The sequence below is a fragment of the Sphingomonas azotifigens NBRC 15497 genome, from assembly GCF_002091475.1.
Classification (GTDB): Bacteria; Pseudomonadota; Alphaproteobacteria; order Sphingomonadales; family Sphingomonadaceae; genus Sphingomonas; species Sphingomonas azotifigens.
The window spans coordinates 124,243-142,741 of the sequence record NZ_BCTR01000014.1; the positions used below are offsets into that span (position 1 = coordinate 124,243).

Sequence of the window (18,499 nt, forward strand, 5' to 3'; positions counted from 1 at the left end):
GTCAGTCGCGCGAAAGCGCCGCCACCCGCAGCATCGCCAGCGCAGCGAGCAGCAGCGTGGCGGCGGCGAACGCCATCGTCCAGATCGGCTCGCCCGGGAAGAGGTGGTTCATGATCGAGCCCATCACCGTTGCGACCAGCAGCTGCGGCACCACAACGAAGACATTGAACAGCCCCATATAGATGCCGAGCTTGGCCTGGGGCAGGCTGGAGGCGAGGATCGCATAGGGCATGGCGAGGATCGAGGCCCAGGCGATACCGATGCCGATCTCGCTGGCGAGCAGCCACGCGGGATCGCGCACCACGAAGAAGCTGGCAAAGCCCGCCGCCCCGCAGAGCAGCCCGAAGATATGCGTGCGCGCCTTGCCGAACCGCGCCGAGAGCAGTGGCAGCAGGGTGAGCGCCGCCACTGCCGCGACACCGTTATAGGTGGCGAACAGCACGTCGACCCAGTTGGCGCCTTGCTGATAGCCGGCGCTCTTCGGATCGGGCGCGCCGTAAAAGGCGCCGGCGACGATCGGCGTGGTGTTGACCCACATGATGAACAGCGCCGACCAGCTGAAGAACTGCGCCAGCGCGAGCCGCTTCATCAGCGGCGGCATGCCCGCAAAATCGCCGACGATATGACCGAGCATGCTGGCCTTGCCTGCCCGCGCCCGCATGATCGCGACCGCCTGCGCGACGCCATAGGCAATCAGCAGCGCGCCCAGCAAATAGACTTCCTTCTCCAGCGCGAACCGGGCAACCGCAAGCACCACCAGCGCCCCCGCGACGACCCAGGGCACCCCGGCCGCGGGATGCCGCGCCGCGAGCAGCCGCACCGCCGCGCCGTCGTCATCCCCGGGAGGACCGTCGAACGCCGCCATTTCCGCGGGGCTGTATTCGCGCGTGGTCAGCACCGTCCAAAGCACCGAGCAGAACAGTGCCGCGCCGCCGAACCAGAAGGCATAGCGCACCGTATCCGGCGGGCCATGCGCCACCGCCGCGTTGGAGACGCCGAGATGCTCCAGCGCCCAGGGGAAGAGCGAGCCCAGCACCGCGCCCGCGCCGATGAAGGCGGTCTGCACCGCATAGCCGGCGCTGTGCTGGTCCTTGCGCAGCATGTCGCCGACAAAGGCGCGAAACGGCTCCATCGAGATGTTGAGCGAGGCATCGAGCACCCACAGGAGCCCGGCGGCGAACCACAGGGCCGGACTCGAAGGCATAACCAGCAGCGCGCAGGCGGCGAGGATCGCGCCACCGAGGAAATAGGGCCGTCGCCGCCCGAGCCGGCCGAGCCAGGTCCTGTCGCTGAGATGGCCGATGATCGGCTGCATCAGCAGCCCGGTGAGCGGCGCCGCCACCCACAGCGCCGGCACGTCGTCGAGCCGGGAGCCGAGCGACTGGAAGATCCGCGTCATGTTCGCGTTCTGCAGCGCGAAGCCGACCTGGATGCCGAAAAAGCCGAAGCTGATGTTCCACAGCCCCGCGAAGGACTGGCGCGGCTTCTCCACCCTCACGCCCCGCACGACTTGCGCACGACCAGCCTGGTGGGGAGCAATGCCGGGCCGACGGGCCTTTCGCGGATCCGCCCTATCAGCGTCTCGACCAGCGTTCGGCCCGCAAGGCGCGCATCCTGCATCACGGTGGTGAGCGGCGGGCTGGCCGAGCTGGCTGCTGGAATATCGTCGAAACCGATCACCGAAACATCCTCTGGAATGCGCTTGCCCGCGGCCTGGAGCACCCGCATCGCGCCGATCGCGATCAGGTCGCTCGCCGCGAGGATCGCGTCGAAATCCGCGCCGCTGTCCAGCAGCGCCTGGGCTGCGGCCGCCCCGGAATCTTCGGTCGTGATCGCGTCGATCTGCAGATCCGGATCGACCGCCACGCCGGCCGCCGTCAGCGCCGCGGCATGGCCGCAATAGCGCTCGTGAAACTCGGGATAGTGGCTCGAGGCCGTACCCAAAAATCCAATTCGCGTCCGGCCGAGCCCGAGCAGGTGCCGCGTCGCCTCGCCGCCGCCGCCGCGATTGTCGCAGCCGATGGTCAGTCCCGCGCCATCGGACAGCACCGATCCCCAGCGGACGAAATGCGTCCCCGCATCCTGCAGCGCCTGGAGCCGGGTGCGGTACAGCTCGAAATCGCCATAGCCGAGCAGGATCAGCCCGTCGGCCTTGCGGGCATCCTCATAATCGGTGTGCCAGTCGCTCGACAGCTGCTGAAAGCTGATCAGCAGATCATGATTATGCTCGGCACAGGTACGAATGATGGACCCGAGCATCGAGTGAAAGAAGGGATTGATCAGCGAATCGTCCGAGGTCGGATCCTCGAAGAACAGCAGCGCCAGCGTCTGGGAATGGCGGGTACGGAGATTGGAAGCAGCCTTGTCGACGCGGTAGTTCAACTGCTTCGCCACCGCCTCGATACGCAGTCGCGTCGCCGGATTCACGCCGGCCTCGCCACGGAGCGCACGGGACACGGTTGGCTGGGACACGCCCGCCAGTTGCGCGATATCGAATGATGTAGGCTTGCGCTGCATGCCCATCCTGCTTCCTCCCGGCGTACGGCCGTGGTCGCCGTTTCGCATATTATGCATGGGCGCAGGACGACCGTCGCGTCAATCGCCGCGGGGGTGCCAAATGGCCATGGCGGGTCCGGATCGGCCCTGAATACGTATGTGAGCGACTGGCCTCCATACCCCCTTTTGCAAGATTGAATGCAGCGCTGCGCAGAACCGGCGCATCCCGCATGGGGCGGGCACCATCCGGCCACCAAGAGCCGGCAGTAGAGACAGATTGGGGAGAGACACGTTGCTCAGCCATTTCCGCGGCCGTCGCGCCGCCCGCATCGCGCTTGGCGCCAGTGCCGCCGCGATCGCGTTCAGCATCGCCACCACCGCCTTCGCACAGGACAGCGGCACCCCCGCCGCCGATGCGCAGGACAGCGGACCGGGCGAGACGATCGTCGTCACCGGCTTCCGCGCTGCGCTCGCCAGCTCGGCGAACATCAAGCGCAACAACACGATGATCGTCGACTCGGTCTCCTCCGAAGACATCGGCAAGCTGCCCGACGTCTCGATCGCGGACTCGCTGGCGCGCATCCCGGGCGTCACCGCGCAGCGCCTCGAAGGCCGTGACCAGCGCCTGTCGATCCGCGGCCTCGGCCCCGATTTCTCCACCACGCTGCTCAACGGCCGCGAGCAGGTGACGGTGGGCGACAATCGCGGCGTCGAGTTCGACCAGTACCCCTCGGAATTCTTCAAGAACGTCAACGTCTACAAGTCGGCCGATGCCTCGCTGATCGCCGCCGGCATCGCCGGCACGGTGGACCTGCGCATGCTCCGCCCGCTTGCGCAATCGAAGCGCACCTTCGTCGTCGCCGCGCGCGGGCAGATGAACGAGCAGAAGAAGCTCAATCCGGACGGCACCCGCTACGGCTATCGCGCCTCGGCGACCTATGTCGACAAGTTCGCGAACGACACGCTGGGCTTGGCGATCGGCGTCTCCGCGCAGAACACGCCGACCCAGATCGAGCGCTATGCCGCCTGGGGCTTCCCCAACGAATCCGCCGCCGGCAACAACCTGTTCCTCGGCGGCGCCAAGCCCTATGTGCAGTCGAACCTGCTCAAGCGCTATGGCGGCGTGGCGACGGTGGAATGGCAGCCGAGCGAGAATTTCCACTCGACCTTCGACGGACTCTATTCGCACTTCGAGGAAACCCAGCGCCTGCGCGGCATCGAATTCCCGATCGCGCCGCAATGGGGCTCGGGCGCGGTCATCCAGCCGGGCTACACCGTCACCAACGGCCTGGTGACCAGCGCCACGCTGAGCAACGTCGTCGCCGTTCAGCGCAACGACTATAACCAGCGCAAGGCCGAGAACATCTCGCTCGGCTGGAACAACGACGTCAAGCTGAGCGACAGCATCCACTTCGTCGTCGACGCCAGCTGGAGCCACGCCACCCGCACCGACTTCCTGCTCGAGACCTATTCCGGCACCGGCTACAACACCACCGGCGCCAAGGACACGATCAAGATCAGCCAGACGGCGAACGGCACCTACAGCATCGTGCCGACGCTCGACTATACCAACACCAGCGTCATCAAGCTGACCGACCCGCGCGGCTGGGGCTATAACGGCACCCAGTCGGTGGTGCAGGCGGGCTTCCTCAACCGCCCGGATTTCGAGGACGACCTCAAGTCGCTACGTGCCAGCTTTAACGGCGAGTTCAGCGGCAGCATCGTCAAGAGCTGGGAAATCGGCGGCAATTTCAGCCGGCGCGAGAAGCAGAGCCGCTACACCTCCTATTTCCTCTGCCCGCCGGGCGCGGGCACCGGCTGCACGATCGCCAGCGGCACGCCGACCAGCTTCGCGGTGCCGGCCGACGCCGTGCTCGGCGAGCAGGTCGCGCTCGCCTATCTCGGCGTGCCGAAGATGCTGACCTATGATCCGCTCAAGGTCTACGGGCTGTTGCGGCCGGTGTTCGACAACCGCCCCGGCTCGCTGGTGCGCGACAATATCGTCACCGAGAAGGTCTATACCGGCTATGCCAAGCTGACGATCGACGGCATGGTCGGCGGCAAGTCGCTCAAGGGCACGCTGGGCCTGCAGGTGGTGCATACCGACCAGGGCTCGTCGGGCGCGATCGCAGCGCTGCAGGGCGGCGTGGTGACCACCGCACCGGTGCGCGACAACACCAAATACACCAACTTCCTGCCCTCCGCGACGTTCAGCCTCGAGCTGATGCCCGCCTTCTATGTGAAGATGGGCGCCGCGCAGACGATGGTGCGCCCGCGCCTCGACCAGGAACGCATCACCCAGGCGGTGAATGTCGACCTGTCGAAGCTTGGCCAGGGCAGCCTGCCGCAGAACAGCCCGTTCAGCTCTGACGGCGGCAACTTCCGCCTGCGGCCGTACCAGTCGACCAATATCGACATCTCGATCGAGAAATATCTGCGTGGCGGCGGCTATCTCTCGGTGGCGGGCTTCTACAAGCACCTCACCGACTTCGTCGATCCGAACAACAGCACGCTGTACGACTTCTCGGCGCTGCTCAACGCCCTGCCCCCAGCGGCGCAGGCGATCGTGCGGTCGCAGAACGCGCAGTTCGGCCTGGTGAAGACGCCGGACAATACCGGCCGCGGCGACATTCTCGGCGTCGAAGCCACCGCATCGGTGCCGTTCAGCATGTTCGCCAAGGCGCTCGACGGGTTCGGCGTGTTCGCCAGCGGGTCCTATGTCGACAGCCGCGTCGTCTATGGCAGCAACCCGAACCAGCCGGTCACCCTGCCCGGCCAGTCCAAGTGGATCGCCACCGGCACCGCCTATTTCGAGAAGAACGGCTTCCAGGCGCGCGCGACCTATCGCTGGCGCGACAGCTTCCTGGCGGAGCTGGCGGGGCTTTCGGCCAGTCCGGAGTTCCGCACCGGCAAGTCCGAAGGCGTGCTCGATGCCCAGATCGGCTATGAGTTCCAGTCCGGGCCACTCCACGGCCTGGCGATCCTGGCACAGGCCAAGAACCTGACCGACGCGCCGTTCATCACCACCGAGGCGGGCGATACCCGCCTCGTGCGCGAATATCAGCGCTACGGCCGCGATTATTATCTCGGCATCACGTACAAGTTCTGACGTCAGGCGACCCGGTCCTCAGCGCGGGGACCGGGCCGTTCCATCGGCACCGGAGGGGGTGAGCCATGGCAACCGCAGCACCATATCGCATCGTCGTCGCCGGCGGCGGCACGGCCGGGTGGATGGCCGCGGCGGCGCTTGCCCGCTTTCTCGGGCCGGGCTTCACCGTGACGCTGGTCGAATCCGATGCGATCGGCACGGTCGGCGTCGGCGAAGCGACGATCCCGCAGATCCAGATGTTCAACGCGAGCCTCGGCATCGACGAGGATGCGTTCGTCGCCGCCACCCAGGCCAGCTACAAGCTCGGCATCGAATTCGTCGGCTGGACCAAGAGCGGCCGCTACACGCACGCCTTTGGCGATGTCGGGCGCGATAACGGCCTGCTCGCCTTTCGCCACACCTGGCTGCGCGGACGTGCCGAAGGCGTGGCCGGGCCGCTCGCCGCCTATGCGCTCAACAATGTCGCCGCGCTTGCCGGCCGGATGCAGCGCGGACCGGCGCGCACCGCCCGCATGCTGCCGGAGATGCCCTATGCGTTCCATTTCGACGCCGGCCTCTACGCCCGCTTTCTGCGCCGCTACGCCGAGGCGCGCGGCGTGGTCCGGCAGGAGGGGCGGATCGAAGCCGTCGCGCGCGCGGGCGAGGACGGCCATGTCGAGGCGCTGCACCTTGAGGGCGACCGCCGGATAGAGGGCGACCTGTTCCTCGATTGCACCGGCTTCCACGCGCGGCTGATCGGCGAGGCGATGGGGGTCGGCTATCAGGACTGGTCGCGTTGGCTACCCTGCGACCGCGCGCTGGCGGTGCCGAGCGCCCGGGCGCGGGACTTTCCCCCGTACACCCGCGCGACGGCGCACGGCGCGGGCTGGCAATGGCGCATCCCGCTCCAGCATCGCACCGGCAACGGCATCGTCTATGCGAGCCGGCATCTCTCGGACGACGAAGCCGCTGCCCGGCTGCTCGCAGGGCTGGACGAGCCCGCGCTGGCCGATCCCCGCCCACTCCGCTTCCTGGCGGGCCGGCGAGAGGTCTGCTGGGCGGGCAATGTCATCGCCCTGGGCCTTGCCAGCGGTTTCCTCGAACCGCTCGAATCGACCAGCATCCACCTCATCCAGTCGGCGATCGAGCGCGTGCTCCAGCTGCTGCCCGGCCGCCGCCCCCTCGCCCCGCTGCGCGACCGCTATAATCGCCAGGCCGCACACGAGATGGAGCGGATCCGCGACTTCCTGATCCTCCATTATTGGGCCAATGATCGCGACGAGCCCTTCTGGCGCGAACGCCGCGAGACTCCGCTCCCCGATGGCCTCGCCGAAAAGATCGCGTTGTGGCGCGAGAGCGGCGATATCCTGCCCGACGAGGGCGATCTGTTCAGCGCCGTCGCCTGGCTGCAAGTGCTTGTCGGCCAGGGCATCGCTGCACGGGGACACCACCCGCTCGCCGATCAGCCGCCACGCGAACAGATCGCCGAATATCTCGACCTCATCGCCAAGCTGAACGCGCGCGAAGTCGCGCAGATGCCCAGCCACCCTGATTTCGTCCGCGCGCATGGCGCCGCCGACACGGAGATTGCCGCGTGATCCGCAAGACCGCCCTCGCCCTGCTCGCCGCTGCGCTGGCAGCGACGCCTGCCATGGCGCAGACCTATCGCGATCGGCTGCCGGAGGACGAAATACTCTACTTCCTCCTCCCGGACCGTTTCGACAATGGCGATCCCGCCAATGATCGCGGCGGCCTGGCCGGTGATCGGCTTGTCACCGGCTTCGATCCCGCGTCCAAGGGCTTCTATCATGGCGGTGACCTCAAGGGTGTGCTGAACCGGCTCGACTATATCCGGGCGCTGGGTGCCACCGCGATCTGGGTCGGCCCTATCTTCAAGAACAAGCCGGTACAGGGGTCGAAGGGGCAGGAAACGGCCGGCTATCACGGCTATTGGATCACCGATTTTACCCAGGTCGATCCGCATTTCGGCACCAATACCGAGTTCAAGGCGCTGGTCGACGCCGCCCACAAGCGCGGCATCAAGGTCTACATGGACATCGTGGTGAACCACACCGCGGACGTGATCCAGTATCGCGAGTGCGGCGACTGCAGCTATCGCAGCCGCGCCGACTATCCCTACAGCCGCAAGGGCGGCGTTACCGGCGCCGCGATCAACCCCGGCTTCGCCGGCGACGACGATCACAGCGTAGCGAATTTCGCCAAGCTGACCCGGCCCGATTACGCCTACACGCCCTTCGTCCCCGAGGCGGAAAAGAAGGTGAAGGTCCCGGCTTGGCTGAACGACCCGATCTATTACCACAATCGCGGCAACTCGACCTTCGCCGGCGAGAGCTCGACCATGGGCGATTTCGTCGGGCTCGACGACCTGATGACCGAGCATCCGCGCGTTGTCGCCGGCATGATCGACATCTTCGGCGAGTGGATCGATCGCTTCGGCATCGACGGCTTCCGCATCGACACCGCGCGCCATGTGGACCCGACATTCTGGCAGGTTTTTATCCCCGCGATGCTCGCCCGCGCCAAGGCCAGGGGCATCCCGAACTTCCACATCTTCGGCGAGGTCGCCGATCCCGACGTGGCTGCGCTCGCCCAGCACACCCGCGTCGACAAGTTCCCGGCGGTGCTCGACTTCGCCTTCAACCAAGCGGTGATCGACGTTGCGGGCGGCAAGGGTACCGATCGCCTCGCCAAAGTCTTCGCAGCAGATGCGCTGTACGAGGGCGGGGAGAAGACCGCGCACCGCCTGCCCACCTTCGTCAGCAACCATGACGCTGGCCGCGTCGCCACCTTCCTCAAGCAGGCCAATCCGAAGATCAGCCAGGCCGAATTGCTCCAGCGCGTACAACTGGCTCAGGCGATGCTGCTGCTGCTCCGCGGCGTGCCGACCATCTATTCGGGCGACGAGCAGGGCTTCGTCAGCGACGGCAACGACCAGGATGCCCGCGAGGACATGTTCGGCAGCAAGGTGGCCAGCTACAACGACAACCATCTGCTCGGCACCGCCGCGACCACCGCCACGCCCAGCTTCAACCCCAGCCACCCGCTGTTCCGCGAAATCGCCACGCTTGCTCGGCTTCGCACCAGCCACGCGGCGCTCACCCGCGGCCACCAGGTCACCCGCTTCGCCAGCGACAAGCCCGGCCTGTTCGCCGTCTCGCGCTTCGACCCCAAGACCGGCGCCGAGACCGTTATCGCCTTCAACACCAGCCCCGCGCCGTGGAACGGCAACATCCAGGTCGAAACCGGCTCCACCGCCTTCCGCACCCTTGCGGGCGCCTGCCCAGCCAATGCCGCTGCCCCCGGCAGCCTCACCCTTTCCCTTCCCGCGTTCGGCTATACGGTCTGCGCGGCCGGAGCCTCCAAGTGAACCTGATGACAATGCGCGCGCTTTCCACCGAAACCCGGCCCTGGTGGCGCGGCGCGGTGATCTACCAGATCTATCCGCGCAGCTTCGCAGACTCGAACGGCGACGGCGTCGGCGACCTACCCGGCATCACCGCGCGGCTCGATCATGTCGCGGCGCTCGGCGTGGATGCGGTGTGGATCTCGCCCTTCTTCACGTCACCGATGCGGGACTTCGGCTATGACATCGCCGATTTCTGCGATGTCGATCCCGTGTTCGGTACCCTCGCCGACTTCGACGCGCTGGTCGCCCGCGCCCATGCGCTGGGCCTCAAGGTTCTGATCGACCAGGTTTATTCGCATAGCTCGGACCAGCACGCCTGGTTCCGGGAGAGCCGCACCAGCCGCACCAACGCACGCGCCGACTGGTATGTCTGGGCCGATGCCAAGCCCGACGGCAGCCCGCCCAACAACTGGCAATCGGTGTTCGGCGGCCCGGCCTGGACCTGGGATGCCCGCCGCGGCCAATATTATCTCCACAATTTCCTGCGCGAGCAGCCCGACCTCAACTTCCACAATCCCGAAGTACAGGCCGCCACCCTTGCCACCGCCAAGTTCTGGCTCGATCGCGGCGTCGACGGCTTCCGCCTCGATGCGATCAACTTCACCATGCACGATCCGGAGCTGCGCGATAACCCGCCCGCGCCGGACACGGGGCTCCCGCGCACCCGCCCGTTCGACTTCCAGCAGCATCTCTACAACCAGAGCCATGCCGACATCCCGCTGCTGCTGGAGAAGCTACGCGCGCTGGCGGACCGCTATCCCGGCCGCTTCACCGTCGCCGAAGTCGGCGGGCCTGCGCCCGAAGCCGAGATGCACCTGTTCACCGCCGGCGAGACCCGCCTGAACAGCGCCTATGGCTTCAACTTCCTCTACGCCGATCGCCTGACCCCCGCGCTTGTCCGCGATGCTGTCGCAGAGTGGCCCGAGGCGCCGGGCGTGGGCTGGCCGAGCTGGGCGTTCGAGAACCACGACGCCCCCCGCGCCATCTCGCGCTGGGTCGCGCCCGAGCACCGCGCCGCCTTCGCCGCGCTCAAGATGCTGCTGCTGCTCTCCTTACGCGGCAATGCGATCCTGTACTATGGCGAGGAACTGGGCCTCACCCAGGTCGAGATCGGGTTCGAGGACCTGCAGGATCCCGAGGCGATCGCCAACTGGCCGCTCACCCTCAGCCGCGACGGCGCGCGGACGCCGATGCCATGGGTGGCCGATGCCCCCAATGCCGGCTTCTCGGTCGCCCGCCCCTGGCTGCCGCTGGGCGCGGACCATCTCGGCCGCGCGGTAGACGTGCAGGAGGGCGACCCCGCCTCGTTGCTCCGGCTGACCCGCCGGCTGATAGACCTGCGCAAGCAGCACGCAGCGCTGGTCGAAGGGGCGATGACGGTGCTCCACGCCGACGAAGCGCTGCTGGTCTTCGCGCGCAGCACCGGCGACGCGCGCCTGGTCTGCGCCTTCAACCTCTCGGCGGCGCCGGTCGACCTGCCGCCCGCGCTGTTCGACGGGCTGGCAGTGGTGGAGGCGCTGAACGGCGCCACGCTCCATCGCCTGCCAGCTTACGCCGCACTCATCGCCGGCTGATCCGATCCCGCCGGCATCCCGCGGGCGAGCTCGATCATCCGGTTGGCGGTCTCGCGCTCGCCCATCACCACCTCGTCGGCCCCCAGGCCTTCGAGGTGCGCGACCTCGTCGGCCGAATGGGCCCGGACCACCACCGGCACGCCCGGCGCCAGCTGGCGGGCATGCTGGAGGATCGCCCCGCCCTCGAACCCGGCGGGGATGGCGATCAGCAGCTTGCTCGCCTGACCGATCTGCGCCGCGACGAGGGTGCGCACATCGACGGCATTGCCCGCCACCACGGTGATGCCGGCCTTGCGCGCCTGCTCGGCCATGTCGTTCTGGTCCTCGATCAGCGCGAAGGCCTTGCCGTGCTGCTGGAGATCCTCGGCGATCATCTTGCCCACCCGGCCATAGCCGATCAGGATGACATGGCCCTTGGGCAGGTCGATCGGGGCCACTGCCTCCCGTCCCGCTTCGGCGGCCTCGTAGCGCTTGGCGACCCAGGCGAACAGGAACGGGTTGAGGAAGATCGACAGCATCGCCGCCGCCAGCACCACATCGCGCGCCGCCGCCGGCATCAAGCCGAGATCGGTGCCGAGGCCCGCCAGGATGAACGAGAACTCGCCGATCTGGGCGAGGCTCACTGCCACCGTAAGGCCGGTATGGTTCGAATAGCCGAACAGCCGCACGATCCCGTACGCCGCCAGCGACTTGCCGATAAGGATGACCGCCACCGCCGCCAGCAGCACCAGCGGCTGCTCGACCAGCACCGAGGGATTGAACAACATCCCCACCGAGACGAAGAACAGCACCGCGAAGGCGTCACGCAGCGGCAGCGTCTCCTCGGTCGCGCGGCGGCTGAGCGAGGTTTCGCCGAGGATCATGCCGGCGAAGAAAGCGCCGAGCGCGAACGACACGTCGAACGCCAGCGCCGCGCCGAATGCCACCCCGAGCGCGATCGCCAGCACCGCCAGCCGGAAAAGCTCCTGCGAGCCGGTGCCGACCACCCATTGCAGCGTCCACGGGATCACCCGCCTGCCGACCACCAGCATCAGCGCGACGAAGCCGGCCACCTTGAGGAAAGTGGACAGCAAGGGCTGGAGCAGCGACCCGCCGCCCTCGCCGCTCATCACTTCGCCCAGCACCGGCAGCAGCACCAGCGCCACCACCATCGCCAGGTCCTCGACGATCAGCCAGCCGACCGCGATCCGCCCGCGCTCGGTCTGGACGATATCGTGCCCCTGCAGCGCGCGCAGCAGTACCACCGTACTGGCAACCGATAACGAGAGGCCGAAGACGATGCCGGCCTGCAATCCCCAGCCGGCGACAGTGGCAAGGCCGATGCCCATCGCCGTCGCCGCAGCGATCTGCACCACCGCGCCGGGCACGGCGATACGGCGCACCGACATCAGGTCGCGCAGCGAGAAGTGCAGGCCGACGCCGAACATCAGCAGGATCACGCCGATCTCGGCCAGCTCGTTGGCGAGCCCCGAATTGGCGACGAAGCCGGGCGTAAACGGCCCGACGGCCACACCCGCGAGCAGATAGCCGGCGATGGGCGAAACTTTGATCCGGTGCGCGATCGCGCCGAAAATGAAGGCGACGACAAGTCCGGCGACGATGGTGGCGATCAGGGGCGCATGATGCGGCATCGATCCTCCTTGACATGGAAAACTGGTTCGACACCGGCCGCGCCTGAAGGCGACCGGTGTCGATGCAGGTCAGGCCTGGGCCGCGCCGATCGCAGCTGCCAACAGCGCCGCGGCACCGGCGATGCCGGACCAGACGGCGATGGCAAACCACTTGGGCGGCCGCTTGCCTCTTCTTCTACGCATAAGGCCCTCCTCTACCGCCGCAGTGGCGGCGAAGACGAAGTTCAGGCTTGAAGGCGCACGTGGCGCCTAGCGGCTCCTTCCCGGTGGCGAGCGTGCGCCGCGCGCGCCGCAGCGGACCGGGCGCAGCACCTTGGCCGGTGTGCACGCGGGGAGCAGAACGAGAAGGACGAGGATCGAGGCGAGCGCCGGCGCCAGGGCGAGCACGGCGCCGCTACCCGCAGCGCCATCCTGCCGCCCGCCGCGGGCGCTCTGCCAGAGGCCGACGCCCTGATCGCCGCGCTTGGCAGCAATCGCCACGCTGGTCGTCGCGGGGTTGAAGGCCGGGCCATGGACCAGCGTATCCGGCGGGCCGAGGGGCGCCACCGCGCCAAACAGCAGCGCCACCACGAGGGCCCAGACCGCCGCCGGCAGCGGAACGCGCCATCGGATGCCGCGATCGGGCAAGCGGGGGAAAGCATGGGCCATCCCACGATCAACGCTCCGATCGCGCAATGGTGCCGTAACGAAATGTTACTTCGGCATGCCGCTCAAGCCGCTCGCCTTGCGCAGCGCATCGCCGTCGAGCCGATAACCGTCGAGGAACACGGTGCGGACATGGCGAAGATTGCCGATGTCCTTCGAGACATCGCCTTCCACCAGGAGGATATCGGCGGTCTTGCCCGGCGCGATCGCCCCGACCCGATCGGCCATGCCCACCATCCGCGCGGGAACGATCGTCGCGGTCTGCAGCGCCTCGACATTGGTCAGGCCGGCTTTCTCGTACAGCTCGAGCTCGCGAACGATTTCGAGGCCATAGCCGTCGGTGCCGGCAACGATCGGCACCCCGGCCTGGTGCAGCCGCCCAACCACCTCGACCATCTTGTCGAAGCTCTTGCGGAAATCATCGCGGGTCAGGCCGCCGAACAGCGGATAACCGCCGATCTTCCAGCCGCGCGCAACCGCCGGCGGCGCGATATCCGCATAGGCGGCATAATCGAGCGGCACCGCGCTGCCGTCCGAGGTCATCAGCGGCTCCCAGGTCGACAGGGTCGGGTCGATGATCGTCTTGCGCCTGGCGAGCTCGGCATAGAAGGCGCGCCACTCGGGCGCATCGAGGTTCAGGTCCTTGCCGTACTGGGCCGGACCTTCGAGCCGCGCGGCGGTATTGGCCTTGTCGACCACCGCCTGCGGCATCCCCTGCATCAGGATGAAATTGATGTGGGTGACCTCGTCATAGCCCGCGCGCACGGCGTCGAGCGGCCGCATATGCGCAGGCACATGGCCATGCACGTGCATCCCCAGCCGGTGCGCCTCGGCCGCCGCAGGCGCGATCCACGCCGGGTCCATCGAGGTGTAGAACTTCACCCCCCACATGCCGGCCGCCTTGACCTTGCGAACCGCCGCGATCGCCTCCGCCTCGGACGACACGGTCAAGGCCATCTGGGCAGCGAGCGGATCCTTCTTGTCGATGATCACCGACACCTTGCCGTCGGGCGCCAGCAGATCGCCAGCGGCGCGGCGCTTAAAAATGCTCTGTGCATCCTCGATCGACGAACCCGGGCTGCGATAATTGGTAATGCCGGTCGCGACATTCTGCAGCAGGTTCCAGTCGTCGCCGACATGCTGGTGCGAATCCCACAGGCCGGGAAGCAGCGTCCGGCCATGCCCGTCGATCACGGTCACGTCCTTCGCGGCACGGATGCTGCTCGCGGGGCCGAGCTTGGCGACCTTGCCGTCGGCGATCAGTACCGACTGATCCGGTAAGTAACGCCCGCCGACCGAGTCGAACACCAGCACATGGGCGATCAGCGTCGGCGTCCGATTGGCCGGCGCGAGGAAGCTATGCGCCACCTCGCGCACCATGTCCGCCGCCGCCTTGTCCTGGATTTCCTTCAGCTTCGGGCCCGCCGCTTCGAAACCAGCGGGCAGCAGCGCGAGCACACCCGCCGACCCGAAATAATGGTTCTGCGCATCGAGCCAGACCGGCGACGGCGAAAAGCCGAGGCCCGAGATCTGGGCGAGTTTCACGACCTTCTTGCCGCCGGGTCCATCGATTTCCACCGGCGCGCCGATGGCGATGCTGGCATGGCCGCTCGGCAGCAGGTCGAGCCCTGCGGGACCCGCCGCAACCAGCGCATTGATGTCGAGTTCGCCGGCAAGCCAGGGCCCGCCATAGCTATTGTAGCGCGCGCTGCCGAACGGCTTCTCGCCGGAATCGACCACCGTTTTCCAGTGCGCGATACCGCCAGGATCGACGCTGAAATTCTCGGTCGCATCGCCGCTGTCGGTGAAACCGCGCACGGCAAGCTCGGTCGGCCGCTGGTCTGGCCCGAGCCTGACCACTTCGTCCGTTTCGGTGACCCAGCCGCGCAGCGACATCGACATGCGATAGGCGATCCGCCCATCCGGCAGCGTCCACGACCAGACATCGCCATGCTTGCCGGCCGTCGAACTGATCGTGAAGTGCCGCGCGTCGCTTGGCGGGGTGAGCAGATCGGCTTTCTGGGTCTGCGCCGCAGCGGGCGGCACGACAGCGGCGGCAAGTAGAAGCGCAAGGCGAAGGTGGCGCATGACAGTCCCCCAACTGGATGCGGGACAGTCTGACATGGAGTCCATTGGCAGGCAATTGACTCCAGCAAAGCGCCAAGTGTTGCCGCAACAACGCGCTGCGTGGCCAAACTGCATTGCCTGACCAAAGTCCGTTGACGGCCAGACCAACCTGTGAAAGATACCGCTAACATGACGCCGGCAGGATAAGTCGGCGCGCAGCGGGAAGAGGAGCGATGGGCGTACGCAAGCATCGGACCCAGGGCATAGCCACTGCAAGGGCGTGCGTTGCCTGCCACGCCGATCCGCCCTGAACCAAGCATATTGAACCAACGACGTATCGGAACCTGCACGTTGCGCTTCACGGAAGGGCGGCGATGCCCCGACGCGCGCGTATCGCCTGCAACAGGAAGACAACCGGCCGGGGGCCGGAGATTTGAGGGGACCTGACCATGAGCATGCACCACCGCAACTTCCACGCCGCCCGCGCCACCTTGCTGTGCGCCACCATGTTGAGCGCCGCCTGCGCACCGGCCGCCTGGGCGCAGACCACGGCACCGCAGGCGCCGCAAGCCACGGAAGCACCCAACACCGGCGAGCAGGAAATCGTCGTCACCGGATACCGGCAGAGCCTTGCCAAGGCGGTCAACGCCAAGCGCGATGCCACCGGTTTCACCGACTCGATCTTCGCCGAGGACATCGGCAAGTTCCCGGACACCAACATCGCCGAATCGTTCAATCGCATCCCCGGCATCACGATCACCCGCGACGTGACCGGCGAAGGCGTGAATGTCGCGATCCGCGGCCTCGGCTCGAACTTCACCAACGTCACCCTGAACGGCGCGCCGATCGCCGTCGCCTCGTCGGGCGCCACCGATGCGCAGGGCACCGATCGCTCGGTCGACCTCAGCTTCTTCCCGACCGACCTGTTCACCAAGCTGACCGTGAACAAGAGCTACACCGCCAACCTGCTGGAAGGCGGCGCGGCGGGCAATGTCGACCTGCGCTCGGCCCGGCCGTTCGACCGGCCGGATTCGTTCATCGCCTATAGCCTGCAGGGCTCGAACCAGGAGCCCGAGAAGCGGATCGGCGGCCGCGGCTCGCTGATCGGCAGCTGGCACAACGACACGATCGGCATCCTGGCCGGTGTCTCCGCCCAGCGACTCTATACCCGCACCAAGGGCTTCGAGACGATCGGCTATACCAACCCATCGCTCACCGCCGCGCAGTGCGGCGCGGGCAACACGTGCAATACCCAATATGGCGGCAACAACTGGACGATCCCGTCGACCGTGCCCGCCAATGCCGGCGCCGGCCTGGTCGCCGGCACGGTGATCGACAATGCCTTCCTGCTTTCCAAGAACCCCGGCGCGACGACCCAGCAGATCGACAACGGCCTGATCCCGCGCCTGGGCCGCATCGCCGATATCCGTGGCCCGCGCGACCGCATCAACGCGATCGCCAGCGCCGAATGGCGCCCGTCGGACACGCTGCATTTCTACATCGACGGTCTCTATGGCTATAAGCACAACGAGCTGATCCGCGAGGACATGGCCTGGATCGGCCGCAACGGCGCCGCGATCCCGCTCAACCTGAAGTTCGACAAGTCGGATTGCAGCGCGGGCTGCACCGTCACCAGCGGCACCTTCGCCAACACCCAGTTCTTCGACGAATTCCGCCCCTATTACGAGACCACCGAGCTGTGGAGCGTCAATCCGGGAGCCGAATGGACGATCAACGACAAGCTGAAGCTGAACCTCCAGGGCAATTACGCCCGCTCGACCTTCCACCGCGAGAGCCCGACGGTCGGCGCCACCACGCCGCTCGGCCAGGGTGCCACCGTCACCTACACCAACAATGGCGGCATCCCGGACATCAAGAGCAGCCTGGACCTCAACAACCCGGCCAATTTCGGCTGGTACACCGGCAGCCGCCTCAACATGCAGGACGAGCGCCGGCTCAACAAGAACAAGGGCGTACGCGGCGACCTGACCTGGGGCGATCGCGCGCTGAACCTGCAGGTCGGCGGCGCCTGGGACGATGTGTCGCGCCGGATCCGTGGCTATGACAATACCGGCCCGTGGCAGAACGCCGCCTGCGGCGACAGCCCCAGCGTGTACCTGCCCAGCCCGAACTTGCAGCCGCCCTGCGAGGGCCTGAACGTGAAGGGCGCGGCGCCCGGGTCCGCCTATCCCACCTATCCCGGCCTTGGCACCGGCTATACGACCGGCATGAGCGGCCCGGTCACCTATGCCGGCTCGCTGATCCCCAACGCATCGTTCCCGAGCTATCTGAAGCCCGGCCCCGCCGGCTTCGTGACGGTCGACTGGGATGCGTTCCGCAAGGCCAGCAACTACGATCTCTACCATGCTAATGAGCCGGAAAGCGGCGGTTCCAACACCGGCGCCAGCGGCGGCCTGATCCGCGAAGTGGTCAAGAGCGCCTTCGCCACGGTGAACGGCGAGCAACTGATTGGCGGCAACATGCTGCGCTTCAATCTCGGCGTCCGCTACGTCAACACGATCCAGACGATCGAAGGCCGCGTCTCGCTCGCCGATCCGCGCAATGCCACGGCAACCGGCACCCAGATCCCGGACGGCAGCCGCTATCCGAACATCGTCAACATCGTATCGACGCGGAACAACTACACCCAGTGGCTGCCAGCGGCGACTCTTGCCTATGACGTGAGTCCGCATGCGGTCGTCCGCCTCGCCGCGTCGAAGACGATGACGCGCCCAGATCCGGCGGCGCAGCTGCCGGGCGTCAGCTTCGGTGCGCCTTCGGCCGACCAGGCGACGATCGGCAACCCGGCGCTGAAGCCCTATCTCTCGACCAATATCGATCTCGGTTTCGAATATTATATCGGCCGCGAGGGCGTGGTCAGCTTCAACGCGTTCCGCAAGTCGATCGAGGGCTTTACTCAAAACCAGAACACCGACGTGCCGTTCTCGGCGCTGGCGCAGTACGGAATCACCTACGACACGCTGAACCCGACCCAGCGGATCGCATTGGACTCCCGCGGTGGCCCGAGCGCGGCGCGCGTGCTGGTCACCAGCCAGAGCAACGTGCCGAACAAGCTCAAGATCAACGGGCTGGAATTCCAGTGGGTGCAGCCGCTCGACTTCCTCACCGAGAAGTTCGGCGTGCGCGGCTTCGGCTTCAACGCCAACGCCACGATCGTCGACCAGACCAGCGACGGCCCGGCCAAGGCCTTCGGCGTGGCGCCGTTCACCTACAACATCACCGGCTATTATGAGCGCCACGGGGTGATGCTGCGGGTCGCGGTCACCTCGCGCGAAGGATCGCAGAGCAGCGGCGATACGCAGAACGGCATCCCCGCAGCGGCGCTGTTCAATGCCGACTATACCAGCTGGGACTTCTCCTCGGCCTTCGATCTCGACAAGATCTTCGGGGTCAAGAAGGCGCCGCAGCTGACGGTGAACGTCTCCAACTTCACCAACGCGACACTGCGTTCCTACTTCCAGTTCCCGAACGCGACGTTCACCCAGTACAAGCCCGGCCGCCAGTTCCTGGTCGGCCTGCGCGGCAGCTTCTGATGCGCGATAACGGGGCG

The 18,499-nt window shown here is 67.0% G+C and carries 10 protein-coding genes; 5 read left to right on the plus strand and 5 right to left on the minus strand.

Features of this window, described 5'->3' with window-relative positions; genetic code table 11:
• Position 1: 1 nt before the first annotated feature.
• Together SAZ01S_RS06895 and SAZ01S_RS06900 are read right to left on the minus strand one after the other, a co-directional pair.
• A complete protein-coding gene (locus SAZ01S_RS06895) occupies positions 2-1,492 on the minus strand; it encodes an MFS transporter (protein WP_084581583.1) in 1,491 nt (496 codons plus the stop codon).
• A gap of 2 nt (positions 1,493-1,494) precedes the next feature.
• Complete coding sequence (locus SAZ01S_RS06900; protein WP_084581342.1) at positions 1,495-2,523, minus strand: LacI family DNA-binding transcriptional regulator; 1,029 nt, start codon at positions 2,521-2,523, stop codon at positions 1,495-1,497.
• 265 nt (positions 2,524-2,788) lie between these two features.
• Between SAZ01S_RS06900 and SAZ01S_RS06905 the strand changes: the two genes are divergently transcribed.
• From SAZ01S_RS06905 to SAZ01S_RS06920, 4 genes are all read left to right on the plus strand, one after another.
• Positions 2,789-5,605 carry a TonB-dependent receptor gene (locus SAZ01S_RS06905; RefSeq protein ID WP_084581344.1) on the plus strand — a complete coding sequence of 939 codons (2,817 nt, stop codon included), beginning with the start codon at positions 2,789-2,791 and terminating at the stop codon, positions 5,603-5,605.
• Positions 5,606-5,670: 65 nt separating this feature from the next.
• Positions 5,671-7,182, plus strand: a complete 1,512-nt coding sequence (locus SAZ01S_RS06910; protein ID WP_084581346.1) for a tryptophan halogenase family protein — start codon at positions 5,671-5,673, stop codon at positions 7,180-7,182.
• Positions 7,183-7,235: 53 nt separating this feature from the next.
• On the plus strand, positions 7,236-8,972 hold the full coding sequence (locus SAZ01S_RS06915) for an alpha-amylase family glycosyl hydrolase (protein ID WP_174596098.1): 1,737 nt from the start codon (positions 7,236-7,238) through the stop codon (positions 8,970-8,972).
• 5 nt (positions 8,973-8,977) lie between these two features.
• Positions 8,978-10,585, plus strand: a complete 1,608-nt coding sequence (locus tag SAZ01S_RS06920) for an alpha-glucosidase family protein (protein WP_084581585.1) — start codon at positions 8,978-8,980, stop codon at positions 10,583-10,585.
• Here SAZ01S_RS06920 and SAZ01S_RS06925 read toward each other — a convergent pair.
• The 3 genes from SAZ01S_RS06925 to SAZ01S_RS06935 form a co-directional block, all read right to left on the minus strand.
• Complete coding sequence (locus tag SAZ01S_RS06925) at positions 10,561-12,216, minus strand: cation:proton antiporter domain-containing protein (RefSeq protein ID WP_084581350.1); 1,656 nt, start codon at positions 12,214-12,216, stop codon at positions 10,561-10,563. The genes SAZ01S_RS06920 and SAZ01S_RS06925 overlap by 25 nt on opposite strands.
• A gap of 249 nt (positions 12,217-12,465) precedes the next feature.
• A complete protein-coding gene (locus tag SAZ01S_RS06930; protein WP_084581352.1) occupies positions 12,466-12,864 on the minus strand; it encodes a hypothetical protein in 399 nt (132 codons plus the stop codon).
• Positions 12,865-12,909: 45 nt separating this feature from the next.
• The gene (locus SAZ01S_RS06935) at positions 12,910-14,949 is read right to left on the minus strand and encodes an amidohydrolase family protein (RefSeq protein WP_084581354.1); all 2,040 of its coding nucleotides are present in this window, start codon (positions 14,947-14,949) and stop codon (positions 12,910-12,912) included.
• 434 nt (positions 14,950-15,383) lie between these two features.
• On the opposite strand from SAZ01S_RS06935, the gene SAZ01S_RS06940 reads away from it, so the two are divergent.
• Complete coding sequence (locus SAZ01S_RS06940) at positions 15,384-18,482, plus strand: TonB-dependent receptor (protein WP_084581587.1); 3,099 nt, start codon at positions 15,384-15,386, stop codon at positions 18,480-18,482.
• Positions 18,483-18,499: the final 17 nt, after the last annotated feature.